Raw genomic sequence first — 16,619 nt, 5'->3', positions numbered from 1 at the left:
AATTCAGTCCTTTCTTTGACTACCAGATGGTGAAAATCAAACCCGGTTCGAGATAGATGTCCAAACCTTGAGTGAGTAATAAGTAGAACGCGATCACGAATGGAAACGACGCGCCAAACAGAACGGGTTTACGTCTTTCCCCGAGCAGATAAAAGCCAGCCAATAAAAAGAAGCCAGTAGCTATCACAAAACCTAGATAAGTCAGGCCCACGCCGTAGAGTGCCATTAAAATTAAAAAGGCAATCAGTAACTTCCAATTGAAGGTCAGCACTGCGCCACTTTTTTTATCTGGTTGTCCTGTCACCAGCAACAGCAAAGAAAGGCCGACACCAACGTAAGTCAGGATGGTTGGCAGAGTACGTGCGGTGAATGGTTCATACTCATCACCTGGAAACAATGGAATCTGCGAGGTTTGATAACCGTAGCAAAGACAGAAGAGTAGAAAGATCATTGCGCCGACGCGGTCACGACAGAGCAAGTACTCTTTGGTGAAAAAGTTGGTTGAACGAGGCATATTCAACTCCTAACAAAAGTAAAAAAGACCGCATATGGACGTCAATGAATAAACTAAACCATTAACAATTAAGCATTTCGCTGCTAGTCGAGCCGCTTTGGGTATATAAACAAAGGAGTGTGCATGCCGATTGTCGACAATGTCCATATGCGGTGAAACTTAGAGTGCAAATACAATGGGGAAATACCAACCTACGTTATTCATTGAGGTTGGTATCTGAGGGACCCCAATTCGATTGTTACTTCAGGAAGCCTAACTCGCGCATTAAGTCACCCATCTGTTGCTCTTGATCTTCAAGAAACGCGAAGAATGCTTTATCCGCTTTATAGTTGTCGATCCAACCATTGCGGTCTCGAACGACTTGCCATTCGTCGGTGTTATACATTTTAGTAAATGCGGCATTCCATTCATCTAGCTTTTCTTGGCTTGTGCCTGGTGCTGCAAAGAATCCACGCCAGTTAGCAAAGACAGTTTCATTACCATATTCGGTGAGAGTTGGAATGTTAGGCGCAGCTTCTAAACGTTTTGGTGCTGTAATCGCTAACACTTTCACTTGCCCAGACTTAGACATTTCGAGTACTTCACCTAGCCCTGTAGAGAGCAGTTGTGTTTCGCCTGAAAGTAGGGCTGCCATGGCTTTTCCACCTGCATCATAGGCAATGTAACGAACTTTACGCGCATCAAAACCTTCACCTTTGAAAGCTGCTGCTATAACCAAATGATCCATAGAACCACGAGCAGAGCCACCAGCAACCTTCACCTTACGTGGGTTTTCTTTAAAAGCTTTAACGACATCTTCCCAAGAGCTGTAAGGAGAATCGGCTGATGTAACAATGGCGCCATAATCGGCAACCGTTGCGGCAACAGGAGTCAAGTCGCGGAAAGATTGTGGGAAGATCCCACTGAGCGAGCGAACGACGATCGGTGTTGAGTTCACCATGAGTGTATCTTCTTGACGATCAGCCGTTTCAATCAAATGTGCGATTGCTTTGCCACCGCCACCACCAGATAGGTTTTGAAATGATACGGTTTCGACGATGTCCGACTTTATTAATACATCACCAGTACCTCGGGCGGTCATGTCCCAACCGCCACCGGCACCTCCAGGGATAAGAAAGTGCATTTTTTCAATATCTGCAGCAAGAGCGTTGAATGAAAATGAAGCTGCGATGATTGAAGCGGCGAGCGTTGGTTTGAGTACCTTTAACATGTTCACGTTCCTTATGTTGGCGACTCTATTTAGTTGAGCCTTATTGTTTTTGCTCAGTTGTTATGCCTTGTAAGCGTTAAAGCTGAACTTGGTGTAAAGGTTAATTAAGTGTTAAATATCTGTCTGTAAAAGAGATATAAAGAGAATATTGAGCATTTCGGTTATTTTGTTCATAAAGTTCACGACGAGAAGTTGGTGTTAGGTCACGCGGCTTTACGCTTTGGTAGGCCATAATAAAATGACGGAAAATGAACGAGGAAAAGAGAATGAAAGGGACGTGTTTGTGCGGCGCAATTGAAGTCGTCGCTGAGGTTAAAAATGAGGTTAGCCTGTGCCATTGCTCTATGTGTCGAAAATGGTCGAGTGGCGCACTTCATGCGGTGCATTGTGGGCCTAACGTGACGTTTAAAGGTGGCGAACCTAAACGTTATCAGTCGTCAGACTGGGTGGTGAGAGGTTTTTGTGGCGAATGCGGCACAAACCTTTTCTATCATTTGTTGCCGACAGGTGAGTACATTCTTTCCGCTGGTTTGTTCGATAACCCAGATTTCAAACTCACTTTAGAGATTTTTACCGATGAAAAGCCAGCTTATTATGACCTCAATTCCGCTTCACAAAAGATGACTTCGCAACAAGTCTTTGATCAATTTGTACCTAAAGAATAGTTTTTTATCCGATTATTGTTCGACAGCTGAGCTTTTAGTTTTTAGATCATAAGCTTAAAGGTTTACAAGTTGTCGACAATATGAGTTCCCCATTCTTTATTTCTGCTAAAAACGGCACTTAATAGGCATTTTAGGCCAATTTAAATTACGACCTTAGTCTAAATTGTCGACAATTTACTTGATTGTCGACACTTTGATCGACTACTTTATATTCAGGTTAAGAAATTGTAGACATTTCGATGTCGGTAACAAGAGTATCTGAATATGAACTCTGAGTTGAAAGCTCGTTATAAAGTGCTGGGTTCTGAGAAAGAACACACCAAATCCGAAACGCTGACCGAAACACTCATTGAAGTCATTGTTAATGGCGACGTGAAGCCTGGCCATAAGATATCAGAGCCTGAGCTAGCAAAGAAATATCAAGTCAGTCGTGGGCCTTTGCGTGAAGCATTGATGCGCTTAGAGGGGCTAGGGCTCATCGAGCGAATTCCTCATGTTGGGGCTAGAGTGACCACTTTTTCTCCGGAAAAGCTGATAGAACTTTATGCCGTTCGAGAAGCATTGGAAGGCATGGCGGCAAGGTTAGCTGCGCGACACATTACGCAAGAAGAGCTCTTAAGCTTGGAAATGCTATTGTCGACACATTCCAAGCATATAGACCAAATGGAAGGCGCGTCTTACTTCCATCAACATGGTGACTTTGATTTTCACTATCGCATCATCCAAGCGAGCAGAAACAGTAAGTTAATATCTCTGCTGTGTGATGAACTCTATCACTTATTACGGATGTATCGTTACCAGTCGCCACGTGCGCAATCTCGCCCGAATGAGGCGCTCACCGAACACAAATTCATTTTGGAAGCCATTCGCAATCGCGATGAAGAGCTTGCAGAAATGTTGATGAGAAGACACATATCAGGAAGTCGAAAGCTCATCCAATCTCAAATTATACATACAGAAAGTTTAGACAAAGACTAGAAGGAATTCGTCATGAGCTTAACACCGGGAGCGAAATTCAGACTCGCCATTGAACAAAATAATCCACTACAAATTGTCGGCACTATAAACCCGTATTGCGCCATGATGGCAAAAAACTTGGGTCACCAAGCGATTTACTTGTCTGGTGGCGGTATCGCAAATGCGTCATACGGATTGCCGGATCTCGGTATCACAACATTAAACGACGTTTTGGTTGACGTTGACCGCATCACTAACGCATGTGATTTGCCTCTTTTGGTTGATATCGACACGGGCTTTGGCGGTGCATTTAACATTGCTCGCACGATCAAAGCGATGGAAAAAGCGGGCGCGGCAGCGGTGCACATGGAAGACCAAGTCGCACAGAAACGTTGTGGTCATCGTCCGAACAAAGCAATAGTCAGCCAGCAAGAGATGGTTGATCGTGTAAAAGCCGCGGTTGATGCACGCAATGATGAAAGTTTCGTGATTATGGCTCGTACAGACGCGCTAGCTGTTGAAGGCATGGACAGCGCAATCGAGCGTGCGATTGCGTGTGTGGAAGCTGGCGCAGACATGATCTTCCCAGAAGCGATGACCAAGCTGGATCAGTACCTTCAGTTCTCAAACGCACTTGAGCAAGCAACTGGAAAGCACGTTCCTATTCTGGCCAACATTACCGAGTTCGGCGCAACGCCACTGTACGGCTGCGATGAGCTTGCAAAAGCGAAAGTCGATATGGTGCTTTACCCATTAAGTGCGTTCCGTGCCATGAACAAAGCTGCTGAAACGGTCTACAAACATTTGCTAGAAGTGGGTAATCAGGAAGCACTGGTTGATTCGATGCAAACACGTAAAGAGTTGTATCAGCACCTGAATTACCACGACTACGAAGACAAACTTGACCAGTTATTCTCTGAAGGGAAATAGCGGGGAAAAGCAAAAATAAACGGAAGCCCAAGAAAAAGATAATCGGAATTTATCTCATCTAATAACGTGAAATTCGTTTGGCTAAAAACACCCCAGAGAGGGAAAAGTCAGACAGAAAAGGAGTTCAAACAATGTCTCAAACTGCAGAAAAGAAAGCAGAATTAGGTGGCGCAGGCCTTCGTGGTCAAAGCGCAGGAAGCACAGCTTTATGTACTGTCGGAAAAACGGGAACTGGTTTAACTTATCGTGGATACGATATTACTGATCTTGCGAACAACGCACAGTTTGAAGAAGTGGCTCACCTTCTGTTACGCGGTCACTTGCCGAATCAACAAGAACTTGATGCGTACAAGACACACCTACTCAGCTTTAGAGGTTTGCCAGCCGAGCTAAAACAAGCTTTAGAGTTGATTCCTGCAAGCGCACACCCAATGGACGTAATGCGCACGGGTTGTTCTGTATTGGGTAACCTAGAGCAGGAAATGAGCTTCGAGGAGCAACTGAAAGCAACCGAACGTATGCTAGCCTTGTTCCCTGCCATCATCTGTTACTGGTACCGCTTTAGTCATGATGGCGTGCGTATCAACACCGAGGATCAGACTGAAGATTGCATCGGTGGTTACTTTTTGCGATTACTTACAGACAAAGCGCCATCTGCGCTGCACAAACAAGTGATGCATTGCTCGCTTATTCTTTATGCTGAACATGAGTTTAATGCTTCTACATTCGCAGCACGCGTTTGTGCATCAACGTTGTCAGACATCCATTCTTGTATCACGGCAGCAATCGGTACGCTTCGTGGACCACTTCACGGAGGTGCGAACGAAGCGGCGATGGAAATGATTGAAGATTGGCAAACGCCCGACGAGGCGGAAGCGAACATCATGAAAATGCTAGCCAATAAAGACAAGATCATGGGCTTTGGTCATGCGATTTATCGTGAAAGTGACCCTCGCAACGCCTTAATAAAACGCTGGTCCAAAGAGTTATCGAAGCAAGTTGGTGATACACATCTATATGCGGTTTCTGAGCGTGTTGAATCAGTGATGAAGCGAGAGAAAGGTCTGTTCTGTAATGCGGACTTCTTCCATGCATCGGCTTACCACTTCATGGACATTCCAACCAAACTATTTACCCCAATCTTTGTGATGAGTCGTTTAACGGGCTGGGCTGCACACGTTTATGAACAGCGTGCCAATAACCGTATTATTCGCCCAAGTGCTGATTACACGGGCCCAGATCATCAAGAATGGGTGCCTATCGAGAATCGCTAGCGCGAAGGTCAACGAGGGCATTATATGCTTTGGTTGACCACCTCCTTCCTTTGTCATTCTCTCTAACAGAGGAAGGAGAACCTCTCATCACTGTGTTTCTGGAGCAATGGAAAACCTTGATGAAGGCAAGATGTAAAGACTGAATGGAAGCAAACCATGAATACAAATATTAATACCCAATATCGTAAGCCGCTTCCGGGAACTCAACTGGATTATTTTGATGCACGCGAAGCCGTCAATGCCATTTCTCCTGGAGCCTATGAAACACTCCCTTATACCTCTCGCGTGCTAGCTGAGCAACTGGTCCGTCGCTGTGACCCGAACACATTGACAGATAGCCTGAAACAGTTAATTGAACGCAAACGCGATCTTGATTTTCCTTGGTATCCAGCACGCGTTGTTTGTCATGACATTCTTGGTCAGACCGCTCTAGTCGATTTAGCGGGTCTGCGCGATGCCATTTCAGATCAGGGCGGTGATCCTGCAAAAGTGAACCCAGTGGTTGAGACACAATTGATCGTTGACCACTCTTTAGCGGTTGAACATGCGGGCTTTGACCCTGATGCCTTCGACAAAAACCGCGCGATTGAAGAGCGCCGTAATGAAGACCGATTCCACTTTATTGAGTGGTGTAAAACAGCGTTTGAAAACGTCAGCGTGATTCCAGCTGGGAATGGCATCATGCACCAAATCAACTTGGAAAAAATGTCTCCTGTGGTACAAGCAAAGCAGGGCATTGCCTACCCAGACACCTGTGTGGGTACGGACAGTCACACACCTCACGTAGACGCTCTTGGTGTTATTGCGATAGGTGTCGGTGGTCTGGAAGCTGAAACCGTCATGCTTGGCCGACCATCAATGATGCGTCTACCAGATATTGTCGGTGTCAAACTGACGGGTAAACGTCAACCGGGCATTACCGCAACGGATATTGTCCTCGCGATTACTGAGTTTCTGCGTAATGAGCGTGTGGTATCTTCATATCTTGAATTCTTCGGAGAAGGCGCACGTGATCTAACGATCGGAGACCGCGCAACGATTTCAAACATGACACCAGAATACGGCGCAACAGCTGGCATGTTTTATATTGATGAGCAGACCATCAATTACTTGAAACTAACTGGTCGAGATGAAGAACAAGTTGCTCTAGTAGAAAATTACGCAAAACAAACCGGTCTTTGGGCAGACGATCTTGATAGCGCCGTTTACGAGCGCGTACTTGAGTTCGATTTATCATCAGTTAGCCGTAACTTGGCTGGTCCGTCAAACCCTCATCGTCGTTTACCAACTTCTGAGTTGGCACAGCGCGGTATTTCTGGAGCGTGGGAAGAGAAAGAAGGCGAGTTGCCAGATGGTGCAGTGATCATCGCTGCTATTACCTCATGTACGAATACCAGTAACCCAAGAAACGTGGTTGCTGCTGGCCTTGTCGCGAAGAAAGCCAACGAACTTGGTCTTGTACGTAAACCTTGGGTGAAATCGTCTTTTGCTCCGGGTTCTAAAGTTGCACGCTTGTATCTGGAAGAAGCGGGCTTATTACCAGAGCTAGAGAAGCTTGGCTTTGGCATTGTTGGTTACGCATGTACAACTTGTAACGGTATGAGTGGTGCGCTGGATCCAAAAATCCAACAAGAGATCATCGACCGTGATTTATATGCAACAGCGGTGCTTTCTGGTAACCGTAACTTTGATGGTCGAATCCATCCGTACGCCAAACAAGCTTTCTTGGCTTCACCACCATTGGTTGTCGCTTATGCACTAGCCGGTACAATTCGTTTTGATATCGAGCGCGATGCGCTTGGCACGGACCAAAACGGCAAACCAATTTATCTCAATGATTTGTGGCCAAGCGATGAAGAGATCGATGCAGTTGTCGGTACTCATGTTAAACCTGAGCAGTTTAAGCAAGTTTACATTCAGATGTTTAAGCTGAATGATCAAGAGCAAAATCCCAACCCGCTGTACGACTGGCGTCCGATGAGTACCTACATCCGCCGACCACCGTACTGGGAAGGTGCGCTAGCGGGAGAAAGAACATTGTCTGGTATGCGTCCATTGGCGATTCTGGGCGACAACATCACCACTGATCACTTATCACCATCCAACGCGATTCTCGCAAGCAGCGCAGCAGGTGAATACTTAGCGAAAATGGGTGTGCCAGAAGAAGATTTCAACTCTTACGCGACTCACCGTGGTGACCACTTAACGGCGCAACGCGCGACCTTCGCTAACCCAAAGTTGTTCAATGAAATGGTGAAGGAAAACGGCGAAGTCGTGCAGGGATCTCTGGCGCGTGTAGAGCCAGAAGGACAGGTGGTTCGTATGTGGGAAGCGATTGAAACCTACATGAATCGTAAACAACCATTGATCGTGGTGGCTGGCGCGGATTACGGTCAGGGGTCATCCCGTGACTGGGCAGCAAAAGGCGTTCGACTGGCGGGCGTAGAAGCCATTGTTGCTGAAGGCTTTGAGCGTATTCACCGTACTAACTTGGTTGGCATGGGCGTACTACCACTGCAATTTAAGTCGGGCGTTAACCGCAATACGCTAGAGCTGGATGGTACGGAACTTTACGACGTGGTTGGAGAAATCAAGCCGGGCGCTGATTTAGCGCTGGTTATCACACGCACCAACGGCGATAAAGTCGATGTTCCGGTTACTTGTCGCTTAGATACCGCTGACGAAGTTCACGTGTACAACGCAGGCGGTGTTCTGCAGCGTTTCGCGCAAGATTTCTTGGCACAATAAGGAGTGCGTATGTCAAATAATACTCCGAATCAAACAAGCCAAATAAAAGTGCCCGCGACGTACATGCGTGGCGGCACGAGTAAAGGTGTCTTTTTCAACCTAGAGGATTTACCTCAAGAAGCGCAAGTGGCTGGAGCCGCACGTGACAAACTGTTGCTACGCGTTATTGGCAGCCCTGATCCTTACGCGAAGCAAATTGATGGCATGGGGGGCGCGACGTCAAGCACCAGTAAAACAGTGATTGTTTCGCGCAGCAGCAGAGCCGATCACGATGTTGACTACTTATTTGGCCAAGTGTCGATCGACAAACCATTCGTCGATTGGAGTGGTAACTGCGGCAACTTGTCTGCCGCTGTCGGTCCTTTCGCCATTCATGCTGGTCTGATCCCACAAGACCGTATTCCAGAAAATGGCATTGTGACGGTGCGTGTTTGGCAAGTGAACATAAGCAAAACGATTTTGATTCACGTGCCAATCGTCAATGGTTTCGTCCAAGAAACCGGAGAGTTTGAACTCGATGGTGTTACGTTTCCAGCGGCAGAGATTCAAGTGGATTTTGTTGATCCTTCCGATGGCGAAGGAAGTATGTTCCCAACGGGCAACTTAGTTGATGATTTGGTGGTGCCGGATGTGGGTACGTTCAACGCGACCTTTATTAACGCGGGCATACCAACCATTTTTATTGATGCTGAATCGATAGGATATCAGGGCACCGAGCTGCAAGACGATATCAACAACGATGACACAGCATTAGCAATGTTCGAATCCATCCGTGCATATGGCGCGTTAAAAATGGGCCTGATTTCTGATTTAGAAGAAGCTCAAACACGCCAACATACGCCGAAAATAGCGTTTGTTTCTAAACCGAAAAGTTACCTGTCTTCAAGTGGTAAAGCCGTTAATGAGTCGGATATTGATGTGCTCGTTCGCGCGCTGTCGATGGGCAAGCTACATCATGCAATGATGGGAACAGCAGCCGTTGCTATTGCTTCTGCTGCGTGTGTGCCCGGAACGTTAGTGAATTTAGCCGCTGGTGGCGGTGAAAAAGAGTCCGTGACTTTTGGTCACCCGTCAGGAACGTTAAAAGTTGGGGCACAAGCGAAGCAAACTGAGCAGGGCTGGGTGGTGCAAAAAGCCATTATGAGCCGAAGTGCGAGAATACTGATGGAGGGATTTGTGCGTGTACCCTTCTATGTCTTCGATTAAAAGAGACGATCTTTGGATTAAAAGAGCGATCTTTGAGTAGAACGAGAGCAATGTCAGGACATACTGGAGGAAGCAATATGTCTTCATACGAAAAAGAATACTTATGGGCGAAGAATGAACCGGAGAGTTTTTGGCGCGCTCAAGCGGAGAATATCGATTGGTTCGAATCTCCTAAAACTATCTTGAAATCTGATGAAAACGGCATAGAACGTTGGTTTCCAGATGGTGTAATGAATACGTGCTGGTTAGCATTAGATTACCATTGCGAGCAAGGACGCGGTGATAATACTGCACTCATTTATGACTCGCCAGTGACAGGTCGTAAAGCCACGTACACCTATAGCGATCTATGTGACCAAGTAGCCAAAATTGCTGGCATGCTGTCTGCTCAAGGTGTTGAAAAAGGCGACCGAGTCGTTATTTACATGCCGATGATCCCAGAAGCCGCAATGGCGATGCTTGCCTGCGCGCGTTTGGGGGCTATTCATTCCGTAGTATTCGGCGGTTTTGCACCTAATGAGCTTGCTGTACGAATTGAAGATGCAGAGCCGAAAGTGATCATGACGGCGTCGTGCGGGATTGAGATCAACAAAGTCATTCCATACAAACCAATGGTAGACAAAGCCATTATGGACAGCCGTTGGAAGCCTGAGAAAGTGTTTGTTTTCCAACGTCCAGAGTGCGACGCTGAGCTAAACCAAGAAAGAGACTTAGATTGGCAGCGAGAGTACAAACAAGCGCTGCCACATGGTTGTGTTCCGGTGTTAGCAACCGATCCGCTCTACATACTTTATACATCGGGCACGACAGGTAAGCCGAAAGGCGTTGTGCGTGATAACGGTGGCCATGCTGTCGCGATGAAGTACTCCATGAGCGCAATCTATAACATTCCTCAAGATGGCGTCTTTTGGGCGGCATCTGATGTGGGCTGGGTAGTAGGGCACTCTTACATTGTTTACGCTCCACTGATTCACGGTTGCACTACTATCCTATTCGAAGGCAAGCCTGTTCGAACACCGGATCCTGGCGCATTTTGGCGAGTGTGTGATGAATATAAAGTAGATGCGTTGTTCTCTGCACCAACGGCGTTTCGTGCGATTAAGAAAGAGGACCCGGAAGGCGAGCACTTAAAACAGCACGACTTGTCGAATCTGAAAACCATCTTTATGGCGGGAGAACGCCTTGACCCTCCGACACTGGAGTGGGTTCAGAGCAAAGCGGACAAGCCCGTTATTGACCACTGGTGGCAAACCGAGACGGGCTGGGCCATCGCTGGCAACCCGACAGGTGTCGAAATGATGCCAGTTAAAGCTGGTTCTTCGACGAAGCCCATTCCGGGTTATCAGGTCGAGATTCTGAATGAACTTGGAGAGGCTGTCGGGCCTAACCAACAAGGCTTTGTCGCATTAAAACGTCCGCTACCACCAAGTTGTCTGCCAACGGTTTGGCGTAATCATGACCGTTTTGAAACTGGTTATCTTAGCCAATTCCCAGGCTACTACGTGTCAGGTGATGGTGGCTATCTGGATGAAGACGGTTACCTGTTTATTATGGGACGTATTGATGACGTGATTAATGTCGCGGGACACCGATTGTCGACAGGTGAAATGGAAGAAATAGTAGGAGGCCACCCAGCGATTGCAGAATGTGCGGTGGTCGGTATCCACGATGATCTAAAAGGTCAGCTTCCACTTGGTTTTGTTGTACTGAAAGACGGCGTCAAAGTGGATGAGCTAGACCTTGAAGGTGAGCTTGTTGGCAAAGTGCGTAGTGAGATAGGTGCAGTTGCTTGCTTCAAGCATGCGTTGGTTGTAGACCGTTTACCGAAAACACGTTCAGGTAAAATTTTGCGTCGAACTATACGTCAAATAGCTGATGGTGAAAAATACACCGTTCCGTCAACGATTGATGACCCAAGTAGCTTGAACGAAATTGAGCGAGTGCTACGACGCTGATAAAAACTCAATTCTAACTAACCCCTGATCCTCGAACTCTGTAGGTTGGTTCTGCCTCTGTACGTTTATTAAGTACAGGGGCCTTTTTGTTGTTCAAACAGTACAAACGTATCGTGAAAGCATTTGTGACTTGCCAATACGACGTTTTCCTCACAAACTACAGCCATTCCATTTTTAGTGACCCTTTGTATGACCACGTTTGCGATTAAACCTGCGTGTTTTAGCGACCTAGAGTTGCTCAACGATCTTATGTTCGAGCTTCATGATGAGCATCATCTTCAATCTCCTGAGCTTTTCAAAACGGCAGAGGAGATAGAACAAGAAAAAAGCATTGCTCGATATATTGACGACCCTGAGTGCCTTGTTTACGTAGCAAAACAAGGAGATGAAATTATTGGCTTTATCTCTGGTCACTTCTGTGAACTTATTTCTACCGTCAGCCAGCCAGTTATGATGGGAAGTGTGGATGAGCTCTATGTGCTGCCTGAATATCGAAAACAAGGTACGGCGCAGGCATTGATTAATAAAATTGAGTCAACGTTCTCTGATTACGGTGCAAAACAGATGTTTGTTGAAGTATGGCATTTTAACCAGGGCGCAATATCTTTGTATGAAAAACAAGGATTTGCACATCATATCCACTATTTAAGAAAACCGCTGAACGAATAATCGTATTTAACTTTAATATTGTGATTTAGGTTCTATCGAATTGAAATCATTCAGTTCGTCAATAGACTTTTCTCTATAAGTTGCTCGCAATGTTAACAAATTGATATGCACCCACATTGGTATCGGCGTTTTTGTCTGCTTGTTTATTAGTAGCACGAGGATCGTGCTTACAAAAACAAGAGGACAATATTTTGAAACTAACAAAATCGTTACTTGCTTTAGCCGTTTTGCCAATGTTCGCAAGTGCTGATGATTTGTCACAGACGCAAAATCATACTATCCAACCCCAGATCGTAGGCGGAGTAACTGCCGACCCACGTGACTGGAAATTCTACACCCAAATTGTTAGTCGTTATGGTAACCGATCATATTGTGGGGCCAGTTATATCGGGAATGGTTACGTCCTGACTGCTGCGCATTGTGTTGAGGGTGATTCTCCGAATCAGATAGCGGTTAAAATCGGTGGCGTTGTTTATAACGGTAGTGACGGTGTTCGTGCAAACGTCAGTGAGATCCATATGCACCCGGCATATCGCCGCGCGACGCTTTCTCATGACCTCGCGGTATTGAAGCTCGACTCTGTGCCTCAAGGTGTTTCTTCAGTTGAGATTGCGAATGGCAGTCTAACGCAATACGCGAGCATCGGAGATTGGCTTAGTGTTGCTGGCTTAGGGCGAACTTCTGAAGGAGGAAGCTCTCCGTCTCGATTGCAAGAGGTTGACGTCCCACTTGTGTCGGATATGACTTGCCGTCAAGCCGGTGGCAACTACACAACGGTTGGAGAAGTGTCATTCTGTGCGGGTATTCCTCAAGGTGGGATAGATTCTTGTCAGGGAGATAGTGGTGGTCCAATCGTTATTAATCGCAGTGGTGTAATTACTCAACTTGGTGTGGTCAGTTGGGGAATAGGTTGTGCTCGTCCTGGTATGTATGGGGTTTATAGCGATATCGCTGCTATGCGCAATTTTGTCGATGGTGTTATCGGAACAGCAACACCACCAAAAGAAAATGTTTCTGTTGGATACACCACCGAACAGACACTGGCATCATTTAATGTTGGGGAGTTACAGCAACATAGCTTTGTTATCCAGAATTCAGGGAGCACCACCTTCACTGTGGAAAATGTTCGCGCGTTTGCTTCGGGTGTTACTGATGCAGCTGTTATTGCCAATGATCAGTGCTCTCAGGCGACGTTAGCAATGAATGCAAGTTGTCGTGTTGATGTTGAATTTGGTGCTACTCAGAGCGGAGAAGCAAGAGTGGCTTTGAACTTCAACGTTGATAAGACCAGCACACAATACCAAGCGTTAGTATCCGCTCAAGCGAAAACGGTGACAACGCCTCCCACAGATAGCTGTACAACTGTATGGCAAGCCAGCTTAGTGTATCTCAAAGGAGATACGGTTACTTGGAATGGTAAAGTTTGGCAAGCGCAGTGGTGGACTCAAGGTGATAATCCAGCAGACTCAGGGCCTTGGGGTGTTTGGCAAAAAGTAGGCGATGCGAATTGCAAGTCTAACTAACTATCGGGCCAGTGAACTTGATTCGTTGACCATGAGATAAGATTCATTCTTGGTTTCAACGATCAGTACATAGTTATTATAACTGGGGTTTATTGTTTGCGAATAATAAGCCCTTTTTTATTGTGTCAACTATGAGAACCCACAAAATGTGTATGACTTTTTCCTGACGTTATCTTTATATAACTGGCAGAATTGCGATCAACATTTTATGTTTTGTCTGATTTTTGTCAGGTTTGCATTAAATTATTCTCCAGTGAGCGTTGAGCTCAGGTTTTACGCGATCAACTCAGTTTGGCATAACTCGTTACTTAATTTTTGTCGAAAAAGATAAGATTAACTGCCATGATTCATTGGTTATCATTATGTTTATTTAAGGTCATATTTTGTGTTGAGACAGCTGTTATTACTCATCCTTTGTTTTATTTTGTTACCTGTTTCACCGATCTCTACGGCTAAAGCCACTGCGAGCGAAGTTAAAGGAGCGCTCTGTATTGTTCGCGCTGATGACAAGTTAGTGCTAGTTCATGAAGTATTAACGGATAAGATTTCTCTACCTGGCGGAACCATTATTGATGGTGAGTCTCCACAAGTTGCTGCTCAACGAGAAACGTGGGAAGAAACCGGTATAGTGGTTACGGTTGGAGAGGAGCTTGGCAGAACGGACACTGCGGTTTTTTACGACTGTATATCAGACTCTGACATTATCGCTTTTTCTATGAATAATTCTTTAGGTGGAAATGAACTGCCTATTTGGTTTGCCCCTCATTATGGAGTAGAAGTTGCGTCAGCGATGCTGCTTAGCCCATCTGAATTACCATCATCTTTGTATCGTTATCCTGAGCAATGGCCACAAGTCACTCAGTTTTTTGATCAAGCTACCAAGCAATCAGTATCTTATGTTACTCAGCTGATCGAATCCGCGCCTTCATTTCGTCAGGTTGAATTGGCGTGGCTGATAGATTTACAGAGTTGGGTAGGGGCGTTGTCAGAAACGAGTTACGAGGTAGCTAGTCAGCTCTCGAAACTGGTTATAGATCTGACAGAACCAACGGTACTACTCTTTCTATTTCCTTTTGCCATGATGCGCTTTGGTAGCCGGTTTGTGTACCGACTCTTTTTCGCAATTAGTGCAACGTCGCTTATGGTGCTTGTCGCTCAACAAGGCTTTTCGCTACCGCGCCCACATGTCTATATACCAATGATGGAGTTAACGCACAGCTTTGGCTTTAGTTTTCCTAGCTTGCCTATCGCTGTGTGGTTTTGTGTGCTGACGTTCTTGTTTCATAGAACCCAGTATTTTGGTTTGAATGGAACAACGGCAGTCTTCGTGTTCATCACTCTTACTGTGGTGTTAGGTAAGTTTTTCCTCGGCAGTGCCTTTATTTTAGATATGTTATTTGGCGCGCTGTTAGGCAGCTTGGTGGCTTGGCATGTTCTTCGACTGGAGACAAATCAAGATGTGAACGTTGATCAAGTTCTAAGCTCAAAAGGCGTCTGGTTCGTTATGACTGCGGCAACAGCGGTCATCTCCGTCATCTGGCCATTACCTGTGTTTGGTCGCTGGCTAGCAATTTTAATCACTGCATCAGCGTTGGTCATGACATTTAAAGAGTCGAAAGCACATTTAGATACTCGGCAGATGATCTTTGTGACGCTGGCATTGTTGCTTGTTGATCAACTCTATTTGTACTCGGCTAATATCGTATCGTTTAGCGGTTTGTGGTCATTAGTCTTGTCGACGTTACATTATCCATTATTAATGTTGTTATTTATGCTGCTTGCAAGGAAGCTGACTTGTGAAAACCAACCGAGCAAAACGTTGCTAGATTGATGGCTGTATTTGTTATCTATTAGTATTTGAGTAAAAACAAAGCCTTGCATTACAGCAAGGCTTTTACACGTTTAGTCCACGAACAACGCCGCTTGCCTATCTTGGACGGCTAGGGGTGTTAAACGTAAGAGGCTTAACGCAACAGACATGGCGGAAAGGGCTATGCATTGAGCACGAACTTTTCTATAGCTTTAGCGACACCGTGCTCATCATTACTTGCCGTAATGTAGTCAGCGATTTGCTTGGTTTCTTCCATTGCATGTGCCATCGCGATACCAAGGCCAGCGTATTTCAGCATGTGGTGGTCATTTTCTGCGTCACCCATACAGATAACTTCTTCCGGTTTAATTCCCAGATACTCGGCAATTGCGGCAACACCAATACCTTTGTTGCTCGCAGGGTTAAGAAACTCAAGGAAAAACGGAGCGCTTTGAACAACCGTAAACGCTTCGCGCATTTCAGCTGGCAGTGCTGCTATAACTTCTGTTAGTTTGCTTGGCTCTGCAACCATCATAGCTTTGATGATTGGATGATCGTCTTCTAGTGATTCGAAGTTCATCTCGGTGACATTTAAGCCATTTATCTTTGCTTCAATATCGGTGTAAGGGTTGTGTTCGTTGGTGATTAAACCATGAACTTGACTAAAAGCATGGACGTACGCACCTAGCTCTTCGGCTTTTCGCGCCACCAATTTTGCAGCTTTACCATCTATGATTTGCTGGTGGATGATGTCGTTTGTGCCTACGTTCTTGACCATCGAACCGTTGTAGTAAAGAACAAAATCTCGATCGGAATGGATATTCAGTTCGTCGAGCTTGTCTTGCATTCCTTCTAATGGGCGACCAGAAGCGAGAACGACAGTAACGCCTGCTTCTCGAGCTTTTGCGATCGCTTGTTTGTTTTCTTCAGAAATGGCTTTATCACTATTGAGTAGCGTGCCATCCATATCTAGTGCGATCAGTTTATACATCATTTCTTACCTTAAAGTTTTTTGGGATCTGTCAGTGAAAAAGGCTTGGTTTAACGTTAACCAGAAACCTATATTCATTACGCTATGAAACTACAAAATGGTCTATTTTAACAATTAATTTTTGGTTTAAATTGACCTAGACACGCGTGTCCATTATGGTCTTCGCC

The 16,619-nt window shown here is 45.7% G+C and carries 13 protein-coding genes; 10 read left to right on the top strand and 3 right to left on the bottom strand.

Features of this window, described 5'->3' with window-relative positions; translation table 11 throughout:
- Positions 1-19: 19 nt before the first annotated feature.
- Both IJ23_RS09860 and IJ23_RS09855 read right to left on the bottom strand, forming a co-directional pair.
- On the bottom strand, positions 20-514 hold the full coding sequence (locus IJ23_RS09860; protein WP_033906154.1) for a tripartite tricarboxylate transporter TctB family protein: 495 nt from the start codon (positions 512-514) through the stop codon (positions 20-22).
- A 238-nt stretch (positions 515-752) separates the two neighbouring features.
- Complete coding sequence (locus IJ23_RS09855; protein ID WP_005388181.1) at positions 753-1,724, bottom strand: tripartite tricarboxylate transporter substrate binding protein; 972 nt, start codon at positions 1,722-1,724, stop codon at positions 753-755.
- Positions 1,725-1,990: 266 nt separating this feature from the next.
- Here IJ23_RS09855 and IJ23_RS09850 point away from each other — a divergent pair, with 266 nt between their 5' ends.
- The 10 genes from IJ23_RS09850 (at position 1,991) to IJ23_RS09805 (ending at position 15,482) form a co-directional block, all read left to right on the top strand.
- Positions 1,991-2,389, top strand: a complete 399-nt coding sequence (locus IJ23_RS09850) for a GFA family protein (protein WP_033906153.1) — start codon at positions 1,991-1,993, stop codon at positions 2,387-2,389.
- Positions 2,390-2,653: 264 nt separating this feature from the next.
- On the top strand, positions 2,654-3,367 hold the full coding sequence (locus IJ23_RS09845; protein ID WP_005377279.1) for a GntR family transcriptional regulator: 714 nt from the start codon (positions 2,654-2,656) through the stop codon (positions 3,365-3,367).
- Between the two features lie 12 nt (positions 3,368-3,379).
- Positions 3,380-4,276, top strand: a complete 897-nt coding sequence (gene prpB / locus IJ23_RS09840) for a methylisocitrate lyase (protein WP_005395068.1) — start codon at positions 3,380-3,382, stop codon at positions 4,274-4,276.
- Between the two features lie 131 nt (positions 4,277-4,407).
- Positions 4,408-5,550, top strand: a complete 1,143-nt coding sequence (gene prpC / locus IJ23_RS09835) for a bifunctional 2-methylcitrate synthase/citrate synthase (RefSeq protein ID WP_033906152.1) — start codon at positions 4,408-4,410, stop codon at positions 5,548-5,550.
- A 156-nt stretch (positions 5,551-5,706) separates the two neighbouring features.
- A complete protein-coding gene (acnD, locus tag IJ23_RS09830; protein ID WP_033906151.1) occupies positions 5,707-8,298 on the top strand; it encodes a Fe/S-dependent 2-methylisocitrate dehydratase AcnD in 2,592 nt (863 codons plus the stop codon).
- Between the two features lie 9 nt (positions 8,299-8,307).
- Positions 8,308-9,504 (top strand): 2-methylaconitate cis-trans isomerase PrpF, encoded by a 1,197-nt coding sequence (prpF, locus tag IJ23_RS09825; protein ID WP_005377286.1) that lies wholly within the window; start codon positions 8,308-8,310, stop codon positions 9,502-9,504.
- Positions 9,505-9,581: 77 nt separating this feature from the next.
- The gene (locus IJ23_RS09820) at positions 9,582-11,459 is read left to right on the top strand and encodes a propionyl-CoA synthetase (RefSeq protein WP_033906150.1); all 1,878 of its coding nucleotides are present in this window, start codon (positions 9,582-9,584) and stop codon (positions 11,457-11,459) included.
- A gap of 189 nt (positions 11,460-11,648) precedes the next feature.
- The gene (locus IJ23_RS09815) at positions 11,649-12,128 is read left to right on the top strand and encodes a GNAT family N-acetyltransferase (RefSeq protein WP_005377290.1); all 480 of its coding nucleotides are present in this window, start codon (positions 11,649-11,651) and stop codon (positions 12,126-12,128) included.
- Between the two features lie 191 nt (positions 12,129-12,319).
- Positions 12,320-13,651, top strand: coding sequence for a trypsin-like serine protease (locus IJ23_RS09810; protein WP_031781180.1), 1,332 nt, complete (start codon positions 12,320-12,322; stop codon positions 13,649-13,651).
- A 385-nt stretch (positions 13,652-14,036) separates the two neighbouring features.
- Entirely contained in the window at positions 14,037-15,482 is a 1,446-nt protein-coding gene (locus IJ23_RS09805; RefSeq protein WP_033906149.1) for a bifunctional NUDIX hydrolase/phosphatase PAP2 family protein, read from the top strand.
- A gap of 160 nt (positions 15,483-15,642) precedes the next feature.
- Here IJ23_RS09805 and IJ23_RS09800 read toward each other — a convergent pair whose 3' ends face one another.
- A complete protein-coding gene (locus IJ23_RS09800) occupies positions 15,643-16,452 on the bottom strand; it encodes a Cof-type HAD-IIB family hydrolase (RefSeq protein WP_033906148.1) in 810 nt (269 codons plus the stop codon).
- Between the last annotated feature and the right edge of the window lie 167 nt (positions 16,453-16,619).

Origin of the sequence: Vibrio sp. OY15 (assembly GCF_000742455.1) — a bacterium.
GTDB classification, from domain to species: domain Bacteria; phylum Pseudomonadota; class Gammaproteobacteria; order Enterobacterales; family Vibrionaceae; genus Vibrio; species Vibrio alginolyticus.
This window is presented reverse-complemented; position numbering and strand designations above follow the sequence as displayed.

Coding starts and splice junctions, on each gene's coding strand:
- prpC (WP_033906152.1), top strand. CDS start 4,408: ATGTCTCAAACTGCAGAAAAGAAAGCAGAATTAGGTGGCGCAGGCCTT.
- IJ23_RS09815 (WP_005377290.1), top strand. CDS start 11,649: ATGACCACGTTTGCGATTAAACCTGCGTGTTTTAGCGACCTAGAGTTG.
- IJ23_RS09820 (WP_033906150.1), top strand. CDS start 9,582: ATGTCTTCATACGAAAAAGAATACTTATGGGCGAAGAATGAACCGGAG.
- acnD (WP_033906151.1), top strand. CDS start 5,707: ATGAATACAAATATTAATACCCAATATCGTAAGCCGCTTCCGGGAACT.
- prpB (WP_005395068.1), top strand. CDS start 3,380: ATGAGCTTAACACCGGGAGCGAAATTCAGACTCGCCATTGAACAAAAT.
- IJ23_RS09845 (WP_005377279.1), top strand. CDS start 2,654: ATGAACTCTGAGTTGAAAGCTCGTTATAAAGTGCTGGGTTCTGAGAAA.
- IJ23_RS09850 (WP_033906153.1), top strand. CDS start 1,991: ATGAAAGGGACGTGTTTGTGCGGCGCAATTGAAGTCGTCGCTGAGGTT.
- IJ23_RS09860 (WP_033906154.1), bottom strand. CDS start 514: ATGCCTCGTTCAACCAACTTTTTCACCAAAGAGTACTTGCTCTGTCGT.
- IJ23_RS09800 (WP_033906148.1), bottom strand. CDS start 16,452: ATGTATAAACTGATCGCACTAGATATGGATGGCACGCTACTCAATAGT.
- IJ23_RS09855 (WP_005388181.1), bottom strand. CDS start 1,724: ATGTTAAAGGTACTCAAACCAACGCTCGCCGCTTCAATCATCGCAGCT.
- prpF (WP_005377286.1), top strand. CDS start 8,308: ATGTCAAATAATACTCCGAATCAAACAAGCCAAATAAAAGTGCCCGCG.